Annotated in this window: 18 protein-coding genes, 2 pseudogenes and 1 riboswitch; of the genes and pseudogenes, 8 read left to right on the top strand and 12 right to left on the bottom strand. The window is 70.3% G+C overall.

The window, feature by feature from the left end:
* Nucleotides 1-30: 30 nt before the first annotated feature.
* Nucleotides 31-1,521, bottom strand: coding sequence for a sensor histidine kinase (locus AC4OXY_RS02520; RefSeq protein ID WP_356025071.1), 1,491 nt, complete (start codon nucleotides 1,519-1,521; stop codon nucleotides 31-33).
* Nucleotides 1,518-2,282: a response regulator transcription factor gene (locus AC4OXY_RS02515; RefSeq protein WP_362823450.1), complete on the bottom strand. Its 765-nt coding sequence runs from the start codon at nucleotides 2,280-2,282 to the stop codon at nucleotides 1,518-1,520. Before AC4OXY_RS02515 ends, AC4OXY_RS02520 begins: the two co-directional genes overlap by 4 nt.
* Before the next feature lie 455 nt (nucleotides 2,283-2,737).
* On the opposite strand from AC4OXY_RS02515, the gene AC4OXY_RS02510 reads away from it, so the two are divergent.
* From AC4OXY_RS02510 to AC4OXY_RS02495, 4 genes are read left to right on the top strand one after another with little or no spacing between them, the layout of a single operon-like run.
* Nucleotides 2,738-4,273 carry an IucA/IucC family protein gene (locus AC4OXY_RS02510; protein ID WP_491993021.1) on the top strand — a complete coding sequence of 512 codons (1,536 nt, stop codon included), beginning with the start codon at nucleotides 2,738-2,740 and terminating at the stop codon, nucleotides 4,271-4,273.
* 37 nt (nucleotides 4,274-4,310) lie between these two features.
* Nucleotides 4,311-5,999 carry an IucA/IucC family protein gene (locus AC4OXY_RS02505; RefSeq protein ID WP_491993020.1) on the top strand — a complete coding sequence of 563 codons (1,689 nt, stop codon included), beginning with the start codon at nucleotides 4,311-4,313 and terminating at the stop codon, nucleotides 5,997-5,999.
* On the top strand, nucleotides 5,996-7,210 hold the full coding sequence (locus tag AC4OXY_RS02500; protein WP_491993019.1) for a type III PLP-dependent enzyme: 1,215 nt from the start codon (nucleotides 5,996-5,998) through the stop codon (nucleotides 7,208-7,210). The genes AC4OXY_RS02505 and AC4OXY_RS02500 overlap by 4 nt, the downstream gene beginning before the upstream one ends.
* On the top strand, nucleotides 7,207-8,514 hold the full coding sequence (locus AC4OXY_RS02495) for an MFS transporter (RefSeq protein ID WP_491993018.1): 1,308 nt from the start codon (nucleotides 7,207-7,209) through the stop codon (nucleotides 8,512-8,514). The genes AC4OXY_RS02500 and AC4OXY_RS02495 overlap by 4 nt, the downstream gene beginning before the upstream one ends.
* 155 nt (nucleotides 8,515-8,669) lie before the next feature.
* Here AC4OXY_RS02495 and AC4OXY_RS02490 read toward each other — a convergent pair whose 3' ends face one another.
* The 5 genes from AC4OXY_RS02490 to AC4OXY_RS02470 form a co-directional block, all read right to left on the bottom strand.
* A complete protein-coding gene (locus AC4OXY_RS02490) occupies nucleotides 8,670-10,577 on the bottom strand; it encodes an NHL repeat-containing protein (RefSeq protein WP_491993017.1) in 1,908 nt (635 codons plus the stop codon).
* A gap of 281 nt (nucleotides 10,578-10,858) precedes the next feature.
* Nucleotides 10,859-11,305, bottom strand: a complete 447-nt coding sequence (locus AC4OXY_RS02485; RefSeq protein ID WP_356025123.1) for a hypothetical protein — start codon at nucleotides 11,303-11,305, stop codon at nucleotides 10,859-10,861.
* A gap of 500 nt (nucleotides 11,306-11,805) precedes the next feature.
* A complete protein-coding gene (gene crcB / locus AC4OXY_RS02480; RefSeq protein WP_491993016.1) occupies nucleotides 11,806-12,180 on the bottom strand; it encodes a fluoride efflux transporter CrcB in 375 nt (124 codons plus the stop codon).
* Complete coding sequence (locus tag AC4OXY_RS02475; RefSeq protein ID WP_356025051.1) at nucleotides 12,177-12,530, bottom strand: DUF190 domain-containing protein; 354 nt, start codon at nucleotides 12,528-12,530, stop codon at nucleotides 12,177-12,179. The genes crcB and AC4OXY_RS02475 overlap by 4 nt, the downstream gene beginning before the upstream one ends.
* Nucleotides 12,527-13,012, bottom strand: a complete 486-nt coding sequence (locus AC4OXY_RS02470; protein ID WP_356025048.1) for a fluoride efflux transporter FluC — start codon at nucleotides 13,010-13,012, stop codon at nucleotides 12,527-12,529. Before AC4OXY_RS02470 ends, AC4OXY_RS02475 begins: the two co-directional genes overlap by 4 nt.
* Before the next feature lie 227 nt (nucleotides 13,013-13,239).
* Nucleotides 13,240-13,304, top strand: a riboswitch (Fluoride riboswitch).
* A 31-nt stretch (nucleotides 13,305-13,335) separates the two neighbouring features.
* On the opposite strand from AC4OXY_RS02470, the gene AC4OXY_RS02465 reads away from it, so the two are divergent.
* Nucleotides 13,336-13,830 (top strand): inorganic diphosphatase, encoded by a 495-nt coding sequence (locus AC4OXY_RS02465; protein WP_362823458.1) that lies wholly within the window; start codon nucleotides 13,336-13,338, stop codon nucleotides 13,828-13,830.
* Nucleotides 13,831-14,464: 634 nt separating this feature from the next.
* On the opposite strand, the gene AC4OXY_RS02460 is transcribed toward AC4OXY_RS02465, so the two are convergent.
* Entirely contained in the window at nucleotides 14,465-15,313 is an 849-nt protein-coding gene (locus tag AC4OXY_RS02460; protein WP_491993015.1) for an ABC transporter permease, read from the bottom strand.
* Nucleotides 15,314-15,689: 376 nt separating this feature from the next.
* Here AC4OXY_RS02460 and AC4OXY_RS02455 point away from each other — a divergent pair, with 376 nt between their 5' ends.
* The gene (locus tag AC4OXY_RS02455) at nucleotides 15,690-16,388 is read left to right on the top strand and encodes a 4a-hydroxytetrahydrobiopterin dehydratase (RefSeq protein WP_491993014.1); all 699 of its coding nucleotides are present in this window, start codon (nucleotides 15,690-15,692) and stop codon (nucleotides 16,386-16,388) included.
* A gap of 57 nt (nucleotides 16,389-16,445) precedes the next feature.
* On the opposite strand, the pseudogene AC4OXY_RS02450 reads toward AC4OXY_RS02455, so the two are convergent.
* A pseudogene (locus tag AC4OXY_RS02450) lies at nucleotides 16,446-16,748 on the bottom strand (hypothetical protein); the annotation flags it as partial.
* Between the two features lie 20 nt (nucleotides 16,749-16,768).
* Between AC4OXY_RS02450 and AC4OXY_RS02445 the strand changes: the two are divergent.
* Nucleotides 16,769-17,059, top strand: a pseudogene (locus AC4OXY_RS02445) (nucleotidyltransferase family protein); the annotation flags it as partial.
* Nucleotides 17,060-17,199: 140 nt separating this feature from the next.
* Here AC4OXY_RS02445 and AC4OXY_RS02440 read toward each other — a convergent pair.
* The gene (locus AC4OXY_RS02440; RefSeq protein ID WP_491993013.1) at nucleotides 17,200-17,544 is read right to left on the bottom strand and encodes a hypothetical protein; all 345 of its coding nucleotides are present in this window, start codon (nucleotides 17,542-17,544) and stop codon (nucleotides 17,200-17,202) included.
* Nucleotides 17,545-17,788: 244 nt separating this feature from the next.
* Entirely contained in the window at nucleotides 17,789-19,042 is a 1,254-nt protein-coding gene (locus AC4OXY_RS02435; protein WP_376289722.1) for an FAD-binding protein, read from the bottom strand.
* A 293-nt stretch (nucleotides 19,043-19,335) separates the two neighbouring features.
* Between AC4OXY_RS02435 and AC4OXY_RS02430 the strand changes: the two genes are divergently transcribed.
* A complete protein-coding gene (locus AC4OXY_RS02430) occupies nucleotides 19,336-22,560 on the top strand; it encodes a glycosyl hydrolase 115 family protein (RefSeq protein WP_491993012.1) in 3,225 nt (1,074 codons plus the stop codon).
* A 44-nt stretch (nucleotides 22,561-22,604) separates the two neighbouring features.
* On the opposite strand, the gene AC4OXY_RS02425 is transcribed toward AC4OXY_RS02430, so the two are convergent.
* Entirely contained in the window at nucleotides 22,605-23,618 is a 1,014-nt protein-coding gene (locus tag AC4OXY_RS02425) for a LacI family DNA-binding transcriptional regulator (protein WP_356025032.1), read from the bottom strand.
* Nucleotides 23,619-23,730 lie beyond the last annotated feature (112 nt).

Raw genomic sequence — 23,730 nt, 5'->3', positions numbered from 1 at the left:
GATCACGGCGGCAACACCAGGGCCGGTCCCTCAAGGGCGGTGAACAGCGGCGCTGTGGGTGGTGTGGAGACATGGGCGGCCTGCGGAGTCGGCGTCCGCAGGGGTGCTGCCGAGTTCCTGACGAGTGCGGCTCTCGGCACACCGGAGTCGCACGACGGCGTCGAGCCCGCCGCCGGGGGCTGCCTCCAGGGTGACCTCACCGCCGCTGGCGCGGCTGAGTTGCCGGACCATCGGCAGGCCGAGGCCGGTGCCGTCGTGGTCGGCGTCGGGGGCCCGCCAGAACCGGTCGAAGGCTCTGTGCCGTTCTGTCTCCGTCATGCCGGGGCCCTGGTCGACCACATGCAGTTCGGCCATGGCAGGGGTGCGGCTGCCTTCCCTCGCGGTGGTGGCGGCTGCGAGCGTGATGGAGGTGTCCGGCGGGGACACGCGCAGCGCGTTGGAGAGCAGGTTGTCGATGATCTGCTCCAGTGCTCCCGGGACGGCCCACACCCATACGGCTTCCGTCCCGGAGGCGATGATGTCGACGTGCTGTTCATCGGCGAAGGCCGCCCAGATGGCCGCGCGATCCGCGACGACGGCGTTGACGTCGACGGCCTCCGGCCTGGTCGCGGAGTTCTCCAGCCGGGCGAGCGCGAGCAGCCCCTGCACCATACGGCTGAGCCGCTCCAGCTCCCCGAGTGCTTTGTCGAGGCTGTCCTGGGCGCAAGGGGCGAGGTGCGGCTCGAAGTTCTCCAGGCGCAGACGGAGTGAGGTCAGGGGAGTCTTCAGCTGGTGGGAGGCTTCGGAGGCGAACGCCTGCTGGGCCTGGAGCAGGTGCTGGAGCCGGGTCGCGGTTCTCGTGAACGACGCGGCGAGCCTGCGCAGTTCCGGCGGCCCGTGATCGGCGGCCGGCGGATCGGTGATGCGGCCTTCCGCGAGTTGTGCGGTGGCGCGTTCCAGGGCCTGGACGGGACGGGTGATCGAGCGGGCGAGCGCGAAGCCGATCAGGGCGACGGCGGCCAGGACCCCGAGCCCGACGGCGGCGAGGACCAGCCAGGTGGCGTGGACCCTCGCCGTGAGCGGGCCCAGCGCATACACCGTGCGCACCACGCAGGCCACGGTGGCGTCGGAACCACCCGGCACGGTGACGATGAGGACCCCGCGGCCTGTGGACGGCTCGCTTCGGGTGCTGACGGCGGGTTGGTCGCGCAGTGCGGTGGAGATGTCCGGCTCGGCGGACAGGTCCCTGCCGACCGGGGCACGGGCAGCGGTGTCGGTCAGGACGGTGCCCCTGTTCCCGGCGACGAGCACCCGGCTGCCGGTGCGCTGCCCGTACGCGCGGGCCAGTTCGGGCAGGTCGGCCGTCAGCCCGTGCTCCATCTTGTCCTCGCAGACCTCGGCGAGCGTCATCGCCCCCTGCTGCGCCGCATGGGAGAAGCGGGACAGCTCGCTGCGGGCGTAGAGGATGCCGAAGGGAACTTCGAGCGCGAGCAGGACGAACAGCATGAGGCTCAGATGGCTGAGCAGCAGGCGACGGGTCACCGGGGCTCTCCGCCGCGCGCCGGTTCCGCAGAGGACGTGGCGTCGGTGTGCGCCGGGGGGACCAGGCGGAAGCCGATTCCGCGGATGTTCTCGATCCAGGCCGCGTCACCGAGTTTGCGGCGCAGCGCGGCGATGTGGACGTCGAGGGTCTTGGTGGGGCCGAAGAAGTTGGGTTCCCATGCCGTGTCGAGGATCTGCCGGCGGGAGCAGACCGCTCCGGGGTCCTCGGCGAGGCAGACGAGCAGGTCGAACTCCTTGGGCGCGAGGGCGATGGGCGCCTCGTGCAGGCGTACCTGACGGGTGCGATGGTCGATGGTCAGCGGGCCGATCCGGTGGATGCGGGACGTCCATGGTTGCCGTACCAGGTCAGCTGAGGGCGGCGGCTCCTCGCGCGGGGTGGCCGGCACGAGGGGCCGGGCGCGGCGTGTCACGGCACGGATCCGGGCGACGAGTTCCCGTACGCCGAACGGCTTGGAGACGTAGTCGTCCGCGCCCAGCTCAAGACCGAGTACCCGGTCCACCTCGTCGTCTCTGGCAGTGATCATGATGATCGGCACGGACGAGCGGGAGCGGAGGGCACGGCAGACGTCGATGCCGTCCATGTCGGGGAGCCCCAGGTCGAGCAGCACCATCTCCGCCTCCGGCGCGGCGAGGCCGTCGGCCCCGTTTCTGGCGTGTTCGACGGTGAATCCGAAACGGCGCAGTCCCTCCGCCAACGGTCCGGCCACCCGGTCGTCGTCCTCGATCAGCAAGACATGCATGGCGAAAGGCTCACAGACCTGGGCCCATGGGTGTGGCGCAAACGCCGTAGTCTCCCTCAAGCCGGTGATCCTCCACGGTCGGCGTAGCCGCCGAAGCGCGGCACGACGACGACATCCAGGGCATGGACAGCGGAGAGTAAGCCCGGAGTTAAGGCCGCGAGTGGCAGCGTCTCATTCCCCCAGGTGACAGCCGAAAGACGGGGAAGGGCCGGGCCGCATGACGGGGAATCCCTCTCGGCGGATTCGGCTGGAGGTGAGGAAGGAAAAACGCTTCATCGGAGGATTCCGGGATCCCCGCTGCATGTGTCCTGGCAATGCGCTTGATCGTCTTCCCATAGTGTCGGTTGCCCGGCCGGTGCCACCGGAGCACCGCACGCCGAGCGCCCCGACCACCAGCACCTGGGATATCCATGTCCATGCCCCTTGATGAACTACGCCGCACACACCCGGACCTGGTGGCACCCTTCACGACCGCGCTGCCGGGAGCACGTGCCACCGTGCTCGCCCGCCTGTGGGGCGCTTTCGTACGGGAGCCGCTGCCCGGCGTGACCGGGCATCGCCGGGAGTCCGGCGCCCTCGTGGTCGAGTTGCGGCGGGGCGGTGCACTCTCGGCGGCCGAATCCAGCGCGCGGCCGTTCGCCGAGGTGCCCGACGACTTCGCCGTATCGGGTCCGAAGGGGCCGATCCATGGGCCGGCGGAGCTGCTGGCGCAACTGGGCCTGCGTACCCCCGCGGCGGAGCGACTGGCGGCCGAACTGGACAACAGCGTGGTCAACCTGGCCCTGGCCAGGGCCGCGAACGCCGGCGAAAGGATCCCGCCGAAGGACTCGGCGGATGCCGAGCAGACGGTGGTCGACGGTCACCCGCAGCATCCCTGCTGCCGGACACGCACCGGCATGTCGATCGACGACGTGCTGGCGTATGCTCCCGAGCACCACCCCGTCGTCCGGCTGGCGCTGCTCCGTGTCCCGGCCGACCGCTGGCAGGGGTCCGGCGACTGGCCGTGGCGACTGCGGGACGGCGACACGATCCTCCTCCCGCTGCACCCCTGGCAGCGGGACCACATGCTCGCGCACCACCCCGACCTGGCCGTCGTGGAGGAGACGATCCCAGCCCGGCCGTTGCTGTCGCTGCGTACCCTCGCCCCGCTGGACGTCCTGCCGGGCTGCCACATCAAGACGGCACTCGACGTGCAGGTCACCAACTACCGGCGCACCATCTCCCCGGCCGAGGTCGCCGACGGGCCCCTGCTGTCCGACCTGGTCGCGGCCGTCATCGACAAGGCCGGGTATCGCGGCAGCCTGCGCATCCTGCGGGAGCTGGGCGGCGGCGCGGTGCGCGTGGACGGACAGCCCTGCGAGAGCCTGGCCGCGATGATCCGGGAGTCGACCGAGTGCTACGTCGACGCCGGAGAGATCGCGGTTCCGCTCACCGCCGTCCACGCGACCGGAGCCGCTGTCGTGTCGGGTGACCCCGTGCGCTGGCTGGCGGACTTCGCAGGGCTCGTGTTGCCGCCCGCGCTGACGCTGCTGTCCATGGGCGTGGCGCTGGAGGCGCACGGCCAGAACACCCTGGTCGTACTGCGGGACGGGCGGCCGGTGCGGGTGCTGTACCGGGATCTCGACGGCGTGCGGGTCAGCCCGCGGCGCCTGGCCCGGTGCGGCTTCGTTCTGCCGCCGTTGCTGGGCACCCGCGCGGGAGACGACGTGGACGCGCTGCGTACCAAACTCTTCGGCGGCCTCGTCAACGGAGTCTTCACCGAGTTGGTCGCCGTCCTCAGCCGGACACGGGCGGCCGACCCCCGGGCGCTGTGGGGCGCGGTGGCCGAGGTCGGCCACCGGGTGTACGCCGGCCTGCCGGACCGGGAGGACGCGGCGGCCTTCTTCGGCGACACGATGCCGCTGAAGGCGACCGTCGCGATGCGCCTGGCCCAGAACCCGGGCAAGGCCCAGTGGACGCCCGTCCCCAACCCCCTGGCGTCCTGCCGTTGATTCCCCGCACCGACCGCTGTCCCCCTGGAGCGACCGTATGAGCACCGGCACCGCCACCCACGCCACACCGATCGGCGCAAGCACGCCGGTGACGACAGCCGACACCGTCACCGCCCACACGCTGCTCAACTGCCTGATCCGCGAGGTGTCGGCCCCCGAGCATCAGGTGACGGTCGACGACGACCACCTCCTGCTACGTCTGCCCCGGCGGGGCATCCTGCTGCGCTCCCCGCTGCGCAGGGTCTCGCTGATCGGAGCCCACCGCTTCCAAGGGCCGGTGCAGCGGCTCGACGACGACGCCTGGGTGACAGTCGGCTGGAAGGAGCTGGCCGGATACATCCAGGAAGAACTGGAACTGCGTACGGGTGTCGCCAACGAGGAGTTCCTGAGCCAGGTCGCCGACAGCCGCGAGACGATCCGCACCGCGCTCGAAGAGCGGGCGGACGCCTCGCCGCACCCGGATCCGTACGTTGCGTCGGAACAGTCCCTCGTCTTCGGCCATCGCTTCCACCCCACCCCCAAGTCCCGCACCGGCGACCCGGCCGACTGGCTGGCGTACGGCCCGGAGACCGGCGCGCGCTTCCGCCTGCGCCACCTGGCCGTGCGCCGCCATCTCGTGCGTGAGGAGGGCGAGTTGCAGGAGATGGAGGCGCTGTGCCCGGCGTCCGATCCGGGATTCGCGATACTGCCGGTGCATCCCTGGCAGTACCGGCTGCTGCAGGGCCACGACCGGCTACGGGAGGCAGTGGCCGTCGGCGATGTCGTCGACACCGGAGTGAGCGGACCGGAGCTGGTGCCGACCGCATCGGTGCGCACGCTGTACGAGCCCGACAGCGACACCTTCCTGAAGTTCAGCCTGAACGTCCGCCTCACCAACTGTCTGCGCAAACACGCCAGTTACGAGCTGCCCGGCGCCGTCTCCCTCAACCGCCTGCTCCAGCCCGTCTTCGCCGACCTCGCCGGCCGCTTCCCCGGGTGTGCGCTGCTGGCCGAGCCCGGCTACCGCACGCTCGCTGCCGAGAGGGAACTCCTGGAGGGCCTCGGCGTCATCGTCCGCTCCGGACTGCGCCGGCATCTGCGTCCCGGAGTGACACCCCTGCTCGCCGCCGCGGTGGCGGACGAGTACCCGACCAGCACAGCCCACGTCTCCCATCTGCTCGCCCGCGGCGACGGGAACGTCCTGGCCTGGTGGGACGCGTACCTACGACTGCTGCTGCCACCGGTGCTGGCCGCCTACTTCGAACACGGCGTCGTCCTGGAACCCCACCTGCAGAACGTCGTCGTGGGCGTGCACCCCGACGGCACCCCCGCACAGATGCTCTTCCGCGACCTGGAGGGCACCAAGCTCCTGGCCGAACACCACCGGCACACCCTTGCCGATCTGCCCGAGGACGTCCGGGGCCCCCTCACCTACGATCCCGAGCGCGGCTGGAACCGGGTCGCGTACTGCCTCCTGGTCAACCACACCGCCGAAGTCCTCAGCGCCCTGGCCGACCTCGAGCCGACGCTGGAACCCGCCCTCTGGGGTCTGGTCCGCGACCACCTGGCCACCTACGCCCGCACCGCCGCCGAACCGCCGCGCCTGCGCGCCCTGCTGTCGGGCGTACCGCTTCCCGCCAAGGCCAACCTCCTGCTGCGCTGGGCCCGCCAGGCCGACCGGCATGCCACCTACGTTCCTCTGCCCAGCCTGCTCGGCGCGGACTTTCCCCGGGAGGTGATCCGGTGAGGCCCGTACTGCTCGACCACGTCGGCCGGCTGACCGACGACGACCTGCCCGCGTACGTCTACGACCTCCCGGCCCTGCGCGAGCACGTGCACGCCATCCGGGCCGCGCTGCCCGAACGCGCCGAGCTGCTGTACGCGGCCAAGGCCAACTCCGATCCCCGGATCCTGCGCGCCCTGGCCGCGTACGTCGACGGATTCGAGGTGGCCTCCGGTGGCGAACTGAGCCACGTCAGCGGGCTCGTCCCCGATGCGCCGCTCGCCTTCGGAGGCCCCGGCAAGACGCAGACAGAGCTGGCCCGGGCACTGGAAGCCGGAGTGGAGCGCCTGCACATCGAGAGCGAACACGAACTACGCCTTCTCACCGCCCTGCTGGGCGACCGGAGCGCCGACGTCCTCCTGCGCGTCAACCTGCCCGTCGACCTGGGCCATGTCGCCCTCGCCATGGGCGGACACCCGAGCCCGTTCGGCATGGATCCCGCACAACTGGACGGCTGCCGGGGGCTGATCGCCGACGACCCGCGCATCCGCCTGCGCGGCCTGCACCTCCACCTGGCCAGCGGACTCCAGTCCCAGGCCCAACTGGCCCTGATCGACAAGATCCTGACCTGGGCCGAAGGCTGGGCCCACGAACGGGGAGTCGACCTGGCCGAGGTGAACGTCGGAGGGGGCATGGGCGTCGACTACGCCCACCCCCACAGGGTGTTCGACTGGTCCGCGTTCGGCGCGGGACTGGCCCGGATCCTGGCCCGCCACCCTCGCCTCACGCTGCGGATCGAGCCCGGCCGTTCGGTCACCGCGTACTGCGGCTGGTACGTCACCCAGGTCCTGGACATCAAGTCCAGCCACGGGGAGGCGTTCGCCGTGCTGCGCGGAGGCACCCACCATCTGCGCACTCCGGCCGCCAAACAGCACGACCAGCCCTTCGAGGTGATTCCCGACGACGTGTGGCCGCGGCCCTGGGACCGGCCGGAGGCCCGTGACGAGCCGGTGACCCTGGTCGGACAGCTGTGCACGCCGAAGGACGTCCTGGCTCGCCGCGTCATGGTGGAGCGGCTGCGCGTCGGCGACCGAGTCGCCTTCGCCATGGCCGGCGCCTACGCCTGGAACATCTCGCACCACGCGTTCCTCATGCACCCTCACCCGACCTTCCATCACCTCGACGATGCCGAGGTGTCCGCCGTCGGCGGCACCTACGCCCCTCACATGTCATGAGCGCGGGCTCCCGCATGCCGGTGAGGGCCACACTCGCCGTCCGCAACTTCCGCCGCTACCTGCTCGGGCAGTTGACCTCGAACATCGGCACGTGGATGCAGCGTGCCGCCCAGGACCTGCTCGTCCTCCACATCACCGGCGACAGCGGCAGCGCGGTCGGCATCGTGACCGCACTGCAGTTCCTGCCGCAGACCCTGTTCGGCCTGACCGGAGGCATCCTCGCCGACCGCTACCCCAAGCGACGGATCCTGCTGGTGACCCAGACGGCCATGGGAGTGCAGTCACTCCTGCTCGGACTGCTGACCGTCACCGGCGCGGTGAACCTGCTGTCCGTCTACGTGCTGGCCTTCGCCCTCGGCACCGCCACCGCAGCGGACAGCCCCGCCCGCAACGCCTACATCTCCGAACTGGTCGACCGGGAGCGCGTGGCCACCGCGATCAGACTGAACTCCGCCCAGTTCAACGTGGCCCGCAGCGTCGGCCCCGCCCTCGCCGGCCTGACCGTCGCCGCCTTCGGCACCGGCCCGGTGTTCCTCGTGAACGCGGCCTCTTACCTGGCTGTCCTCTACGGCCTGATCACCATCCGAACGGACGACCCACCGGGCCCCCGCCGGCCCCGGGCACCCGGCCGTACCCGACTGCGCGACGCCTTCCGCCACATCACCTCGACCCCGGAACTGCTCCTGCCGATCAGTCTCGTCGCCTTCGTCGGCACCTTCGGCCTCAACTTCCAGGTCACCACCTCGCTCGTCGCCATCACGGCCTTCCACACGGGCGCCGCGGCCTTCGGTTACCTCTCCGCCGCGTACGCCCTGGGCAGCCTCATCGGCGCGATCTACGGGGCAAGCCGTGACAAGCCCCCCACCGCACGCCGTCTGATCTCCACCACGATCGTCTTCGGGGCGCTGGAAGCCGCGCAGGGCCTGATGCCGGACTGCGGCTCGTTCATGGCCCTGCTGATCCCCACTGGTTTCGCCGCGGTGATCGTGACCACCACCGCCAACGCACTGACCCAGCTCCACGCCGACCCACATCTGCGGGGCCGCGTCATGTCCGTCTACTTCCTGGTCCTCCTCGGCGGCACCCCCATCGGTGCCCCGCTGGTCGGCCTGGTGTCGGACGCCTTCGGCGCCCGCTCCACCCTGGTCCTGGGCGGCCTCGTCTCGGCGTCCTCCGCGCTCGCGCTCTCCGTCTTGGTCAAGGGCCGAATCCAACGGCCCGTCCGCATCACAGCAACGGCCCCCGTCACCAGCTCACCTTTCGCCGCAGCCCGGCCGGCGGGGGATCGGCAGCCCGATTCCTGAAACGCGCATCGTGAAGGGCGTCGGTCGGGCCAGGACAGAGAGCAACGCCCTTCTCCACGAGGCGTGTTCGCCGACCGGGAGACCGTGCCTGGTCGGTGACCGGATGCTCCGCCCGCGCGCGGGAACACGGCCGGCCGGAACACGCAGACCGATTGTCATCTGGACTGGATGCTGGTCTGGGTTGAGCAGGCGGTTGTGCTGGTGGCCGTCGGGCGGGCCGGTAGGGGGTTCAGGGGGGTGCAGACGGGTGTGGCGACGCCGATGAGTTCGACCAGGCCGTTGCCGCCGGTGGGTGGGACGACCTTGGACCAGTTGTTGGCCAGCCAGACGTTGCCGGACTGGTCGAGCTGGACGGCGGTGAGGTGCTGGATGGACCTGCTGCGGTAGCCGTCGGGCGGCGACAGCGCAGACCCTGTGGAAGAGCCGGGCGGGCACGCGCTGGTGTTGACGCCGCACAGGACGGAGACAGAAGGGGCGCCGAAACCGGCCACCCACACGCGGTCGGAACCGTCGATGGCCACGGACCAGGGAGCGACGGCCGTGGGCAGTTTGTGTACGCCGGAGACCTTTCCGTCTGGCCCGAGTTCGGTGACCGAGTTGCTGACGAAGCTCGGCACCCACACGTTGTTCTTGGAGTCGACGGCGAGTGCGAGCGGCCAGTCGAGTGAGGCGTCCTTGATGGGGGAGAACGAAGTCGGCTTGAAGTCGGGACCGATGACGGTGATGCTTCCGCCCGCATGGCCCTTCGGTACACGCGTGTCCAGGAGTTTCGCCCCGTTGAAGCGGGCGTTCGAGACCCAGGCCCGGCCGTAGCCGTCGATCTGGAGGGAGAACGGGTGGTCGAGTCCGCCGCCGGTGATGGTGATCGCCTTGGAGGGGTCACCGTGGGGGTAGACGACCACGCTTCCCTTACCGCGATTGCCCTTGAGGCCGTAGAAGTTCGCGACCCAGATGTTTCCCCTCTGGTCGACCGCGGTGCCCTGGGGGTGGTTGAGGTCGCCGTTCTTGAATCCTGTGCTGGGCGACAGGACCTTCCCCGTCGACGAGTACTTCGCCATGGCATCACCGGCGTAGCTCGGTGCCCAGAGAGAGCCCTGGTGGTCGATGGCGAGGCCCCAGGCGCCCGCCTTCATGCCACCGCCGCTGATGGGGCTGTTGAAGGCGGGTTTGCCCACCGGGTCCTGCACGGTGAAGTAGGGGCTGGGGTTTCGCGTTCCGGGCAACCAGTTGACGGTGGCCCACACGTTGCCCTTGGCGTCGACGGCGATCCGGCCGGGTGCGTAGACCTCGGGCGCGGTGTAGTGGAGGGCCAGGACCCAGGCTGACGGGGCTGCGGTGAGCGCGGGGCCGTACGTGTGTGCCTTTCCGGCCAGGGCATACAGCTTGGTAGGGGTCAGATTCGGGTCGCGGGCAAGATTGAGCACCGCTTGAGCCGTGTCCCCCGGTGTGCTGTCGCCCTGCGGCGTGGCCAGGAGCAGCATGTCCTTGCAATTCCCGGTGTTCGCTCCCGGCGCGCAGAGCGAGATGAGGTTCGCCAGGGTGCCGAGGGTGGCCAGGGTGTCGTTCTTGCTGCCGTTGTTCTGGTCGGTGACGACCTTGCCGGGCTTGCCCGTTGCCGGGTCGGCGAGGTTGTAGGACGTGGCTGCGGCGTTCTCCAGGCCGGGGCTCGGCCCGGTGATGCCGTGCTGGTCGGTGAACTGGGCCAATGCGTAGGCAGCGGCGACGGTGGTGAACTCGTTGACTGTGACCGCGGATTCGGAGCGCGGGGCGACCGCGCCGCCGGGGCCGAATCCCACGACGGAGCGCAGACGCAACGACCGGTCCCCGGTGGGTGCGGCTTCGACATACAGCACAGAGCCCGAGCGCTGTCCGGGTCGGATCTGGAAGGCCCCGTGGGCGTCGGTCGTGGCGTGCCCCAACGTCCGGACGCCTTGCGGGTCTCCGGCGAAGAGGGTGACGGTGGCGTGGGACAGCGGCTTTCCCGCGCTGGTGACGGTTCCGTGCAACGGGGCCGGAGTGCCGGGGGTCGTGGCTGCGGGAAGCCCCGTCAGAGCCAGAGCCATGGTGCCCGATGCCGCAACGGCGATGCCTGAACGGTGCCGTGAGAACTCCGTCCTTCCAACGCCGCACGAGAATCGCCGCGTTGCTCTGCCGAGGCGCATGGTGAGGGGAAGCAAGATCGGGGCCTTTCGTCGTGTCGGCGCGATGCAGAACCTCCGCCCTCAGGCCGGATGTCTGACGCTCCGACGGGTCTTGCCGAGCGTTCGCAGTGAGCCGCGCTGTCGACGGCGGGGCGCTCTGTGCGATCGTGACCAGGGCGCCGAGGCGTCGGCAGCGATCGGCCCTAAGCGTCGGCGTCGTTCGGGTCGCGCAGCGTGAACCATCCGACCTTGCGGCCGGACAGCCAGATCAGACCCAAGTACAGATGCGGGCCGACCTGACGGATCTCATCGCGCACGCCCCCGAAGACCAGGGACGTGTTGGAGTAGTCGATGACGATGCACTCCTGCTCGTCCAGAAGGCTCGGGCCGGGAGCGACCATGGCGACGATGGACAGAATGTCCATCGGCGTGAGGCGGTTGCTGAGGTAGCCGTCCGGGCTGAAGACCTTGCCGCGCCACGCGAACAGATGCACCAGACCGGCGAGCAGCCACGCCCCTTCAGGGCCTGCATCGGGGAAGATCGCCCGGCCCTCCATCGGGCCCTTGGGAATCTCGCCGGCCGGACTCGCGCGAAACAGTTCCTCAAGCCTCTGATCGTCGGTCTTGAGAAGTTCAGCCTCTGTAGTCATCACGATCTTCCTCGGCCCGGCAACCCTGTGGCCGTGGACTGGTCCCAGTGATCGTCTGCTCGGGACGCGCCCAGCGGGGGAACCAGCTCAGGCAGTGGGGAAGGCGCCAGAAAAATGTGACGATGACCAGTCCAACCACATGATCACCGTTTAGCGTGTCATTCCGCTGTCATCTCCATCGTGGACCCTTTCGGCGCGACTCACCATCGCTGGCAGCGGCCGTGACGTGTACGCATGACAAGCGCCGTACCCCGGGACCGACTTTCGCGCAGCGGCGTGCGGCCATCACAGCGCTCGGTGTCTTCGGCCACCGGTGGACGTCTTGGTGAGCATGAGCTGACGCAAGCCCGCCCCAGCGGCCCGGTTCGTGGACACGTAGTGGGTCGGCTGCACCCATGCCACATCGTGGGCCATCGCGCACCTCCCGTGGTCCTCCTGACGCCACTCACCGCACTGGCGGACCTGGCGGCTCAGGGAGGATGGTGTGTGTGCGGAGGGGATCAGGCCCAGATCGCCTGGGCGAACGCGGCTCCGGTGAAGGCGGCGCCCAGGCCGGCGACGATGCTGCCGACCGCGTTGGCCGCGGCGAAGAAGCGGGCGCCCTCCTCGGCCAGCCGCAGGGTCTCGTACGACAGGGTCGAGTACGTCGTGAGCGCTCCGCACAGCCCCGGGCCCAGCAGGAGCTGGACGTGCGACGAGACACCGCCCGCCGCGACGGCGCCGGTGATCAGGCCGAGGACGAGGCAGCCGACCATGTTGACCGTGAAGGTGCCCCAGGGGAAGACGGTGTCGTGCCTGGACTGCACGGTGCGGTCGGTCAGGTAGCGCAGCGGGGCCCCGACCATGGCGCCGATGATGACCAGCAGCCAGTTCACGCGGTGTCCTTCCGGTCGCGGCCGACGTAGCGGATGACCTCGCACTCGTCGAGGATCACCAGGCCCTCGGTGACCAGTTCGTCGAGCTGGGGCAGGAAGGCGCGGACGCGGTCCTCGGTGTCGACGATGACGATCGCGACGGGCAGGTCCTCGCTCAGCGACAGCAGGCGGCTGGTGTGGATGAGGGAGGTGGCGCCGAAGCCCTCGATGCCCCGGAAGACGGACGCGCCGGCCAGTCCGGCCCGGTGGGCGCGGTGCACGATCTCGGAGAAGACCGGCTTGTGGTGCCAGGTGTCGTTCTCGCCGATGAAGATCGTCACCCGCAGTGCGGTGCCGGTGAGCCTCGTCATGACTGCCTCCACTCGATCACGCGGCGGGTCAGGTTCGCCGTGGTCCACACGGCTGCCAGGGCGCAGAGCATGGTGGCTGCCAGATAGGCCAGCCCGGTCGTGGCGTGACCCTGGTCGACCAGGCGCTGGATGTCCACCGCGTACGTGGAGAAGGTGGTGAAGCCGCCCAGGACCCCGGTGCCGAAGAAGGGGCGCACCAGCCGGTGAGCGGCCCACACGTCGGTGATGATCACCATGAACACGCCGATGACGCCGCAGCCGATCACGTTCACGAGGCAGGTCGTCCAGGGGAAGGTGCCGGCAGGCGTCGGCCACAGCAAGGCCGCACCGTAGCGGGCCGAGGCTCCGACGGCGCCGCCGACGGACACCGCGGCGATGATCGGCCACTGCCCGCGCCGCCGCTCACGGCGCTGTGCGGGCACGTGAAGGTCGATGCCGGGATCGGTGGGTTCGCCTAGCACTCGGGATTGGGCCTCTCCCATGTGGTTCCCCCGCTCGCACGGCGCCCGGCCGATGTCGGGCGCACTGATGTGACAAGCAGGGACCGTTGGCGGCGCCGTTGTCGCGCTTGGGGTACGGCGGGCCCCACCGCCGCGCGGCGACTCGGGTTGCCGCAGACACCCAGCGTAGCGCGATGACCTCGCCGGCTCTCGATGAGAGCGATCCGGGCGGTACCGCGTTGAGGCGAAGGTGCGGGCGCGGGACACTGGTCGCGTACGGCGATGGGGCTCGCCACAACCGCACCTCGACGGTGCTGATGGCCTCTGAGTGGAACAAGCAACCTGGCGGCATGGAGGTGGCGTCGATGCCCAGGATCGCGATCGAGGTCGAAGCGACCGTCGGCAGCACGATCAAGCGCGACGACGGACCCGACAGGCTTTCGCCGGAGGGACAGCCCGAGGCGCGTGGTGCCGGCGGTTGGCCGGTGGGACGAGGACACGTCACGGACACGCTTGGGGACGACGGCCGTCTCCTTGAGGCACTGGTCCTGATGCGTGAGCCCGCCGTGCCGGGGGACGTCGTTCCCGCCTGGCCGGTGGCCGTGCTGCATCTCGCGGCGGAGGACCGCCCGGTCGACGAGGTGCTGTGCGTCGCCGAGGAGCCATGCTTCGTCGACCTGGTGGACATGGGTGATCTGCCGCGGTGGCACGCGGAGCCCGACGTGTGGGCACAGGCCTTCGCGCGGCTCTCGTCGGGTGGCGAGTACCGGGTCACGGGCTGCGGGCCCGTGCGAGAAGCCGACGAACTGCTGTCCTCGGCTCATCACGCGTACCTCCAGCTCACCGGGTGCATGGAATGAGCGCCGGGACGCGGCCGCTCCAGGTGGTCCCGGCAACGGGCGCGAGCGGCCGCGAGCGGCCTCGCGCACACGCTGCGTGTGACGGACGGACCGACCCGCCGCCCGGCGGACATCCGGCCTCCCTTCTGCACCGGGTGGCAAGCGCGCAGTAGGAATCCGTCCACCCGGCGACCAGCCTCCCCTCACGGCACCGATACGGACGTCCACGTGCCGCGCCGGCGCCGCAAGGCGTGGGGATCGGGATGTGGATCGAGATCGATACGGTTCCCGAGCAGACGGCTCAGGACCCGTCGGCGGCCGGAGAAGACACGCACGGGCGACGCGGACCCGCTGGCCACCGGCTGGCTCTCCTGCGCAGCCCTCACGCACAGACCGTGGCGATGACGCCCGCGCACACTCGCCGACGCCTTGGGAACGCCGGCCCTCCTCCGGGTGCTGCGCCACGTGGAAGCCGACGAGAGCGTCCCGGACGGCGCCAACTCCACCGCCCTGAAGGGGTCGCCCGACTGAGCCCCACCGGCAGCAGGGACGAGACCTCGCAGGACCCCGGCGCCGAAGACCGGGCGCCGACAGGTGAGCAACGGTGACGCTCGGTGCCGAGCCGCCGGCCCCGCACGCCTCAACGACGAAGGGCTCAGGGCGTACGGCTCGCCTGCCGCGCCCCCGTCGACCGCCCGGCCGTGCGCTGCGGGCCGATCCGCGCGGCGCCCGGCACCGGTCGGTGCAGGTGGTGGCGGGCGATGAGTTCGAGGGTCACCGCCACTGCGATCGACTGCACGGCCATCAACGCGATCAGGACGAACAACTGCACCGCTCCGGCCATCAACGGGCTGGCCCCGCCCAGGAGCATGCCGACGAATGCGCCCGGGAGCGTGACCAGTCCGACGGTGCGGGTCTGGTCGAGGCCGGGCAGGAGAGCGTCGGAGGCCGCGGGGCGGGCGATCTCCATCCGTGCGTCACGGTCCAGGAACCCCAGCGCCATCGCGGCTTCCACTTCACCATGACGCTGAGCCAGTTCGTCCAGGGCACGGCGACCGGCCATGACGGTCACGGTGAGGGCGCCGCCGATGAGCTGGCCGGTGACGGGAATCAGGGCGATGCCCTTCAGGGGGACGAGTCCTGTCAGCAGCAGCGCCGCGACGACCGGTACCACACCGGCGGCGATCGGGGCGGCCGTCACCCACCAGGTGCGGTTGCCGGTGATTCTCCGTCCCGCAGTCCGGACGGCCACCCCGAACATGACGACGAGGAACGCCAACAGCCCTGGCACGGACTTGACGGCCCAGGTGACGATCACGGAGACCAGGGCGAGCTGGACGGCGGCGCGAAGCCCGGCGAAGAGGATCTCCCGGGCCCGGTCCTTGTAGGGGTGCGGATTGAGGTGGAACCAGCCCGCGACCGCCGCCGCCACCAAGAGCAGAACGGCGAGCAGGACGCCGAGGGTTGTGTTGACCGGTAGGAGAGATGCCGCACTCGACGTCACGTGATCCACCTCAAGAAGCGCTGCCCGGCCGATTGGTGCACGGCCCCCGGCCAACGCCGAGCCCCCGGTTGCCGCCAGCGCAGTGTATGCCGACGTCGGCCGACTCCGGTCAGGCCCTCGCGCCCATGCCTGCCAGCCCCTGTCACCCGCGCCCCCCCGTCGCGCCGATGGCACCGGTCAGGTGGACGGTGAGCGGTCGAAGAGCACCGGGGCGGGCAGCGGGTTCGCGTCGGTCGCGGCCGGCGTGTGCTAGCAGCTCATCGTGATCGAGGTGTGGCCGCCCGGTACGAGGCCGGGGTCGACGTCGAAGGCCGCGAAGCCCCGAAGTACCGAGTGGCCGAACGGAGTTGTCGGACCTGCACGCTACGTTGATCGCATGACCTATGCAGAGGGCAGGATCGAGCGCATCAGGCCGCAGCAGTTCCACGAGACCATCGGCCTCGCCGACTGGCGTGTGCTGGGCGAGGGGGCGTGCGCGTACTACCGCACCGGTTCATTCACGGTCGGCGCCCGGCTCGTGCAGGCGATCAGCGAGTTGCCGGGCGTGGGGGACGGGCACCCGGACGTCGAGCTGCGGCACGAGGGCGTGACCGTACGGCTGATCACGATCACGGACGACTACTACGGGCTGACCGAGCGGCACATCGAGCTGGCCCGGCAGATCTCGGCGGTGGCACGCACGTTGGACATTCCAGCCGACCCGTCCGCCGTGCAGACCGTCCAGGTCACTGTTGACGCCCTCGCTGTTCCCGACGTGGTGCCCTTCTGGCGTGCCCTGCTCGGCTACCAGGACCGTGCGAACAGCGGTGAGGACCTGGTCGACCCGCACCGCCGCGGGGCACCGTTCTACTTCCAGCAGATGGACGCACCACGCCCGCAGCGCAACCGGGTTCACATCGACGTCTGGGTGCCGTACGACCAGGCCGAGGCACGGATAGCCGCGGCGCTCGCTGCTGGGGGCCGCCTGGTGAACGATGCCGACGCGCCGTCGAACTGGGTGCTGGCCGACCCTGAAGGGAATGAGGCGTGTGTCGGCGTGGCGGGCTGGACTGCGCCAGACGGCGGCCACCCGTGAAAGCCCTGCCCGACGAGACCATGTCGCTGGTTGAGCACGGGCAAGGCTGCGTGGCGGTCAGTGATCGAATGCGGTCAGTGATCTTAGAACGGGAGCGTCGGTCTTGTGGTTGTGCCAGATCGCGGCAGCCATCGCGAGGTCGTCCTCGAACTCCTTGGAGGCGAAGCCCTTGTCCGCGATGACCAACAGCCCCGGCCGACCGTTGGCCAGATCCGGCTCGCGGTCCCGCATCGCGTCCAGCACTTCCCGCTCGTCGATCTTCGGGTTCGCGAGTTCCCACGTGATGGGCATGCCGGTCGGGGAGGACATGCCGCATGGCACCGGCGTGGAGTGGCCGAACCAGTGGTTGTCGCACCAGAAGCCGTTGGTCCCGCGCCCCTAACGAAGCCCGCGTGCACCTCTGGTACGAACGGAAGCTCGGTGTGCCCTGTCCGCCGCACGAGTCCACCGAGGCCGCGATCGGCTGCTTCGCCGCGACGACATGCTGTCTGGGTGTCCGGCTGGAGCCCGATGCAGGGTGGCGTGTATATGCGCCTCACGGGCTTTCCGACGTGTTCAACCTGGTCGTGCGCCCCAACTCGGTTCTTGCTCCGCGGGAGGTCTATGAGACCAAGGCTGCGCGTTGGAAGGACGAGTGGCCGGAGCTCACTGCCCTGCCGTTGCCGAACTGATGGGTGATCTGTCTACCCGGCTTCAACGCAAACTGCGAGCGGTGCCCCTTCTCAAAGATCCTCATCACGCAGGCGCCGGCTGTCCTTCCGGATGAGGCGGCCCCTGACAACTGCCCCTGAATGCCGGTCGTGTACCCGGGTCAGTCGCGGCGGGCGCGTGCGGGCCAGATGCGCTCTTGTGCCGGTGCCGTGCGTCGCCGGGTCTCAGGCAGGGAGATGGCCTGCGCGAGGGCGTGGTCGGCCGTGAAGCCCCAGCGACGGCGGAAGCAGATGTGGCTGTGGTGGGCGGTGAGGATCTCCGGGGGTGTTGCCCAAGTCGGAATACCCGGCGGGGGCAGTTGGGTGCTGACAAAGGTGTGGCGGCGGGGTTTCCAGGTGTGGTGGCGGTGGCAGACGAGGCGGCTGGCGGGCAGGTACTGGGAGACGGGGTGCTTGTTCGACTCCGGCGCGGCCGACTGAGCGAAGTCTCGCCCCGCGTAGGCCACTTCACCGGCCGCCGTCGCGGGTCGGAGCCCCGTACCGCACCAGGGGGTGTCGTTCGGATCAGGCTGGCCGGGACGAACGGTGCGGGTCGGCCGGCCCGAGCGGGGTCATAGCGGTCCCGCGTGAGCGAGGTCGGGCGTGGGGGAGTCGGCGGGTGACGACAACGCCGCTGGGGGTGCTCCCACTGGGGGAGTGCGTGCCAGGGCCCGTGACGCCGGGATGATTCGAACGGCACGCGCGACTTCCTCACTGGGTCGCGAGCGCCGCCGCGATGAAGTCGTTGCGGAACGCGGCGCGCGGGTCCAGGGCGGTCATCAGCCGGCGGAAGTCGTCAGCCCGCTCGTACAGCGCGCCCACGGCCTCGGCGCGGAGCGCGAACAGCTTGCCCCAGTGCGGACGGGCGCCCAGCGGCAGCAGCTCTGCCTCGATCAGGGTGATCGCCTGCCGCACGGGCTCCTCTACCGGGTGCCAGGTGCAGTGGACGGCGACGGAGTCACGGCCGTAACAAGGGCTGAGCCACAGGTCGTCGGCCGCCACGGTGCGGATCTCGGAGGTCAGCAGCAGCGGTGCGATGCGCGGACCGAGCGCGCGCAGGGCCGCGACGGCCGCCGGTGCCGCCTCGCGGGGCAGCAGGAGTTCCGACTGGAGCTCGTCGCCGGCGCTCGGGGTGAAGTCGGGCCGGAAGTGCGGCAGCCGCTCGTGCCAGGGGCCGGGGAGGCCGAGCTGCTCGGTGCAGTGCGCCGGGGACAGGCCCGGAACCGGGTGCCGGGGACCGTCGGCGAGGCGTCCGTTCAGCCACCGCTTCCCCGGGTGCGCCCCGCCCTCGCGATCCGTCCGGCGCTTGACCCACACGTTCGCGGTGTCCCCTCCCCAGTCCGTGAACGCGCTGACGCTGTAGGCGGCGCCGAACACCTCGTCGAACCGGTCGGCGATCCGGTCCAGCGGCACGTCGTCGTAGACCCACTGGGCCACCTCGAAGGCGGGCTCGACCGCGAGCGTGAGGCCGACGACCGCGCCGAGCGCGCCCAGGCCCACGACTGATCCGGCGAAGCGGTCGGGGTCCTCGGCCCGGCTGAGGTCGAGCAGCTCCCCGTCCGAGGTGATGAGCCGCAGCGCCGTCACGGCCGAGGCGAGACCCGGCTGGCCGTCCCCCGAACCGTGCGTTCCGGTGGCGCAGGATCCGGCGACGGAGATGTGCGGCAGTGACGCCAGGTTGGCCAGCGCCAGGCCGTGAGGCTGCAATTCCCGGGCGAGTTGGGCGTAGCGCATCGAGCCGGTGACGGTGACGGTGCGCCGGTCGGCGGAAACGTCCAGCCCGCGCGGCAGGCCGTCGAGCATGAGCAGCTCACCCGGGGTGTCTGCGATGCGGTTGAAGGAGTGGCCGCTGCCCAGCACTTTGACCTGGCCGGCGCCGGCGATGATCCGGCGGGCCTCGTCCACGGTAGTGGGCCGCTGGACTCGCGCCGGTCTGAAGTCGATGTTGCCTGCCCAGTTGTGCATGTGTGCGCCTCTCTCATTTCCACTCCCGTCGGCGCGCAGATTTGGCGAAAGTTTCGATGACGTCCGACGAGGACCCGGAGACGCTAAACGTGCATGTACAGCTGTGTCAACGATGCGTGGGGCCATGTGATTCGTCGGGCCTCGGAGGCTTCGAGGAGCTACTCATGATTGGGCGGGCAGGGAATATTTCGATATCGCGTCCGACCTATTGCGATGGCCGGGATCATGGTCCACATTCGTCAAGCCGAAAACCAAACTCCCAGAGGCACCTACTCCGAAGGAGCACATGAGGCATGGACCGCCCTTCCGCCCGGCGCCCATCCCGCAGGAGCGTCCTCGGCATCGGCGTCGCCGCTGCCTCGGCCCTGGCCACCACACCGCTCGGTTCCCCCCTCGGCCTCTCCGCGACCGCGTGGGCCGCGACCCCCACGGGTCCTGTCCACGCCGCCGATGTCGGCGGCCCGGAGGCAACGGACCCCGGCGCCTACATCTCCGCCGTCCCGCGCCGCGGAAGTCTCGCCCTCGTCGCCGGCGGACACGCCCTGCCCATCGTGGTGTGCGCCGCCGACCACCCAGGTGTCCTCCGCGCGGTCGACGACCTGAGGTCCGACCTGGAGAGCGTGACCGGTGTCCGGCCCGCGCTGACCGTCCTCGCTCCGGGCGCGGCGCTGCCGCGCGCCCGGGAATGCGTGGTGATCGGAACCATCGGCCGCAGTCCTCTGGTCGACCGGCTCGTCGGCGTGGGGAAGCTCGACGTCACCGGTGTCCGGGGCGCGTGGGAGACCACGGTCGAGACGATCGTGGAGGCTCCCTTCCCCGGCGTGGACCGTGCCTTCGTCATCGCGGGGAGCGATCAGCGCGGCACCATCTACGGCGTCTACGACGTCTCCAGGGGGATCGGGGTGTCACCCTGGTCCTGGTGGGACGACATCGTGCCGCAGCGTCGGACCGGGCTCCATGTCCTTCCCGGACGGCACACCCAGGGCACTCCGGCGGTGAAGTACCGCGGCTTCTTCATCAACGACGAGAACCCCGCCCTCGGCGGCTGGGCGCCCGCCTACTTCGGTCCGGGCAAGGCGCCCGGCTACCCGGGGGGATTCAACGCCGCGTTCTACGCCAAGGTCTTCGAGCTGATGCTGCGGCTCAAGGCCAACTACCTCTGGCCGGCCGTCTGGGGGCGTGCCTTCGCCCTGGACGATCCGGCGAACCACGCCACCGCCAAGGCCTACGGCATCGTGATGGGCACCTCCCACGAGGCGCCGATGATGCGCGGCATCGAGGAGTGGAACAGGTTCGCCGTCCCGGCGCAGCGCGACGCGAACGGCACCGTCACGGTTCCCGGCAGCGACCCGTACGGCGGCACCGGTGAGTGGAGCTTCCGCCACAACGCCGACGCCCTGAAGAAGTACTGGACCGCCGGTATCCAGCGAATGGTCGACGAGGACTTCGAGGGGGTCGTCACCCTCGGCATGCGTGGGAACGGCGACACCGGCCTGGCCGACGGCGACGGCATCGACCTGATGCAGCAGATCATCGCCACCCAGCGCCAGATCCTGGCCGACGTCACGGGCCGCGACGTGACCACGATTCCGCAGGTGTGGACGCTCTACAAGGAGGTCGAGCGCTACTGGAAGCGCGGCCTGCGCGTCCCCGACGACGTCACCGTCGTCTTCACGGACGACAACTGGGCCAACACCCGCATGCTGCCGGACCCCGCAGAGCCGGTCCGCAGCGGCAACTACGGCCTGTACTACCACTTCGACTACGTGGGCTCGGGCCGCGACTACAAATGGGTGGACACCGCCTCCCTGCCGAACGTGTGGGACCAGCTGAACCAGAGTCACACCTACGGCAACCATGGTGTGTGGGTCGCCAACGTCGGTGACCTCAAGGGCAACGAGCTGCCGACGCAGTTCTTCCTGGACTACGCCTGGAACCCCGACCGCTGGGGACCGGACCGGCTCGACGAGTGGCTGTTCGTCTACTCCCGGCAGAACTTCGGTGCGGCCCAGGCTGCCGCCGTCGCCGACATCCTTGCCCGGTACGGGCAGTTGCAGTCCCGGCGCAAGCCGGAGCTGCTGAACCGCAGCATCACCCTGGACCCCGGCAAGGACCTGGCCACGGACCCGTCCGCGGTCGTGTACGACGACCAGGCAAGCGCCTTCAGCGTGATCAACCACCGCGAGCTGGAACGCGTGACGGCCGAGTGGCGCGATCTGGCGAACAGCGCCCAGACGGTCGCGGACGCGCTGCCGCCGGCGGCTCAGGACGGCTACTTCGAGCTCGTGGGGTACGAGGTGCTGGCGACCGCCAACGTCTACGCCCTGCGGCAGGCCGAGTTCGCCAACATCCTCCACGCGGGCCAGGGCCGCGCGGACACAAACCGTCTGGCCGAGCAGGCGGAGCACTGCCTGGCCACCGACTTCGCCCTGGCCGACCGCTTCAACAGCAAGGTGGCCGGCGGCAAGTGGAAGGGCTTCCAGACCCAGCCGCACATCGACTACGGGGACGTCGCCCGCTACGGCCCGAACGCGCCCTGGCAGGAGCCCGAGCTGAACAACTGGGCCATACCCGACGTGATCTTCCCGCCGGTCCGGCGCCTGACCGCCGCCGACCGGCCGGCACTGGGTCTGGCCCTGGAGGGGTCCGCCGCATCGTGGCCAGGCTCCGGGGAGGCCGCCGTCCTGCCCTCGATCAGCCCGTATCAGACCGCTGAGGCGGCCCCGTTCTTCGAGATCTTCAACCGTGGCGGACGGCCCTTCACCTACCGGGTCACCACCGGTGCGCCGTGGCTGTCGGCCTCGCGGCCGCGCGGCCTGGTGACCGACCAGGTGCGACTCGGCCTGGTCGCGGACTGGTCCCGGGCGCCACAGGGCACGTGCCGGGTGCCGGTCACCGTGACGGGGTCCGAGGGGACCGAGGCCACCTTCACCGCCGTGGTGGAGAATCCGGGCCTGTCCCGCTCCCAGGTGGCGGGCTTCGTCGAAGCGGGCGGACACCTGTCCATCGGCGCGGAGCAGTTCGACCGGGCTGTCGGCGCTGGCGCGGTCCAGTGGCAGCGCGTCCCGCGCATCGGGCGGACGGGCGACGGGATGGAGCCCTTCCCGGTCACCGCGGACCGGCAGGTCCCGGGCGGTGCGAGCCCGCGCCTTGAGTACACCACGACCCTGTTCACCACCGGACCGGTCGTGGTCTGGGCGCATCTGTCGCCGCGTAACCCGGCGTTGGCGCGCGCTGGGCTCCACTACGCCGTCTCCTTCGACGACGAGCAGCCGCAGGTGGTGGACATCATCGCCGCCACGGGGACGGACGACGGCGTGATGAACATGCAGTGGCAGCGCAACACCTCCGACAACGTCAACCGCACGTCCACGACCCACACCATCACCCGGCCCGGGGTGCACACCCTGAAGTTCTGGATGGTGGACCCGACCGTCGTGCTGCAGGAGTTGGTGGTGGACACCGGCGGTCTGCGGCCCTCGCTCCTCGCGCCGCCGCGGAGTCTACGTGTGGGCTGACGCGCGGGCCTGACGACGACACGGCCCAGCCGAGAAGGGAGGGCTCAGGGATGGACGGTGGACGGTGGCGGGGCCGTGCTGCTGCGCTCGACCAGCGTGGTGGCCAGGTCCACGCGCAGCGCGGAGGGCTGGTTGCCGCGGGCGATGTCTATCACCATGCGCGTGGCGACCTCGGCCATCTCGGTGAGCGGCTGGCGCACGGTGGTCAGCGGCGGGCAGGCCCACAGGGCGACGGGCAGGTCGTCGAAGCCGACGACGCTCAGGTCGTCAGGGATGCGCAGGCCCAACTCCCCTGCGGCCTTGTAGAGTCCGAGCGCCTGAAGGTCGTTGCCGGTGTAGATCGCGGTGGGCGGGTCCGGGAGACGCAGCAGTGCGAGGCCCTCCCGGTACCCGGCCTCATGGTGGAAGTCGCCCTCGCGGATCAGGGCCGGGTCGACGGCGACGCCGGCCGCGTCCAGGGCCGCCCGGTAGCCGTCGACGCGGGCGCGGCTGCACATCATCCGGAGCGGTCCGGCAATGACGGCGATCCGCCGGTGGCCGAGGTCGAGGAGGTGGCGGGTGGCGGCGAGGCCGCCGTTCCAGTTGGTCGTCCCCACCGCCGGCACCTCCTGACCGGGGTCGCCGGCCGGGTCCATGACGACGAACGGGATGTCCCGGCTGGTCAGTTGGGCCTGTTGGGCCTTGTCGAGCCCGGACAGCACCAGGACCACGCCGGTGGGCCGACGGGCGAGAACGCCGTCCATCCACGACTGTCCGGGGCTGAGCCGCCCGGAGGACTCGGACAGGACGACGCTGAGCCCCTCCTCGCGGACGACGTTCTCGACGCCGCGGATGACCTCCATCGCCCACGCGCTCTCCAGCTCGTGGAAGACCAGTTCCAGCAGCGGGCTCGGGCTGCTGCTACGTCGCCGCTGGTATCCGTGCTCGTGCAGCAGCTCTTCTACCCGCTCCCGGGTGGACGGTGCGACGTCCGCACGACCGTTGAGGACCTTCGAAACAGTCGGTGTGGACACCCCCGCCTCACGTGCGATTTCGGCGAGTGTCGCCACTCTGGTCACGAGCTCCTCCTGTGCTGCCCTGATGCGCTGGTCTGCCGTCGCTGCGTCCGTACTGCACGGATGCTAGCTGGTCAGGGCTCGGCCGGTACATCCGAATCGAGATCTTCCAGGC

It is taken from the genome of Streptomyces sp. HUAS MG56 (assembly GCF_058673395.1).
Note: the sequence above shows the minus strand (reverse complement) of the source record. Positions and strands in the feature narration are given on the sequence as shown.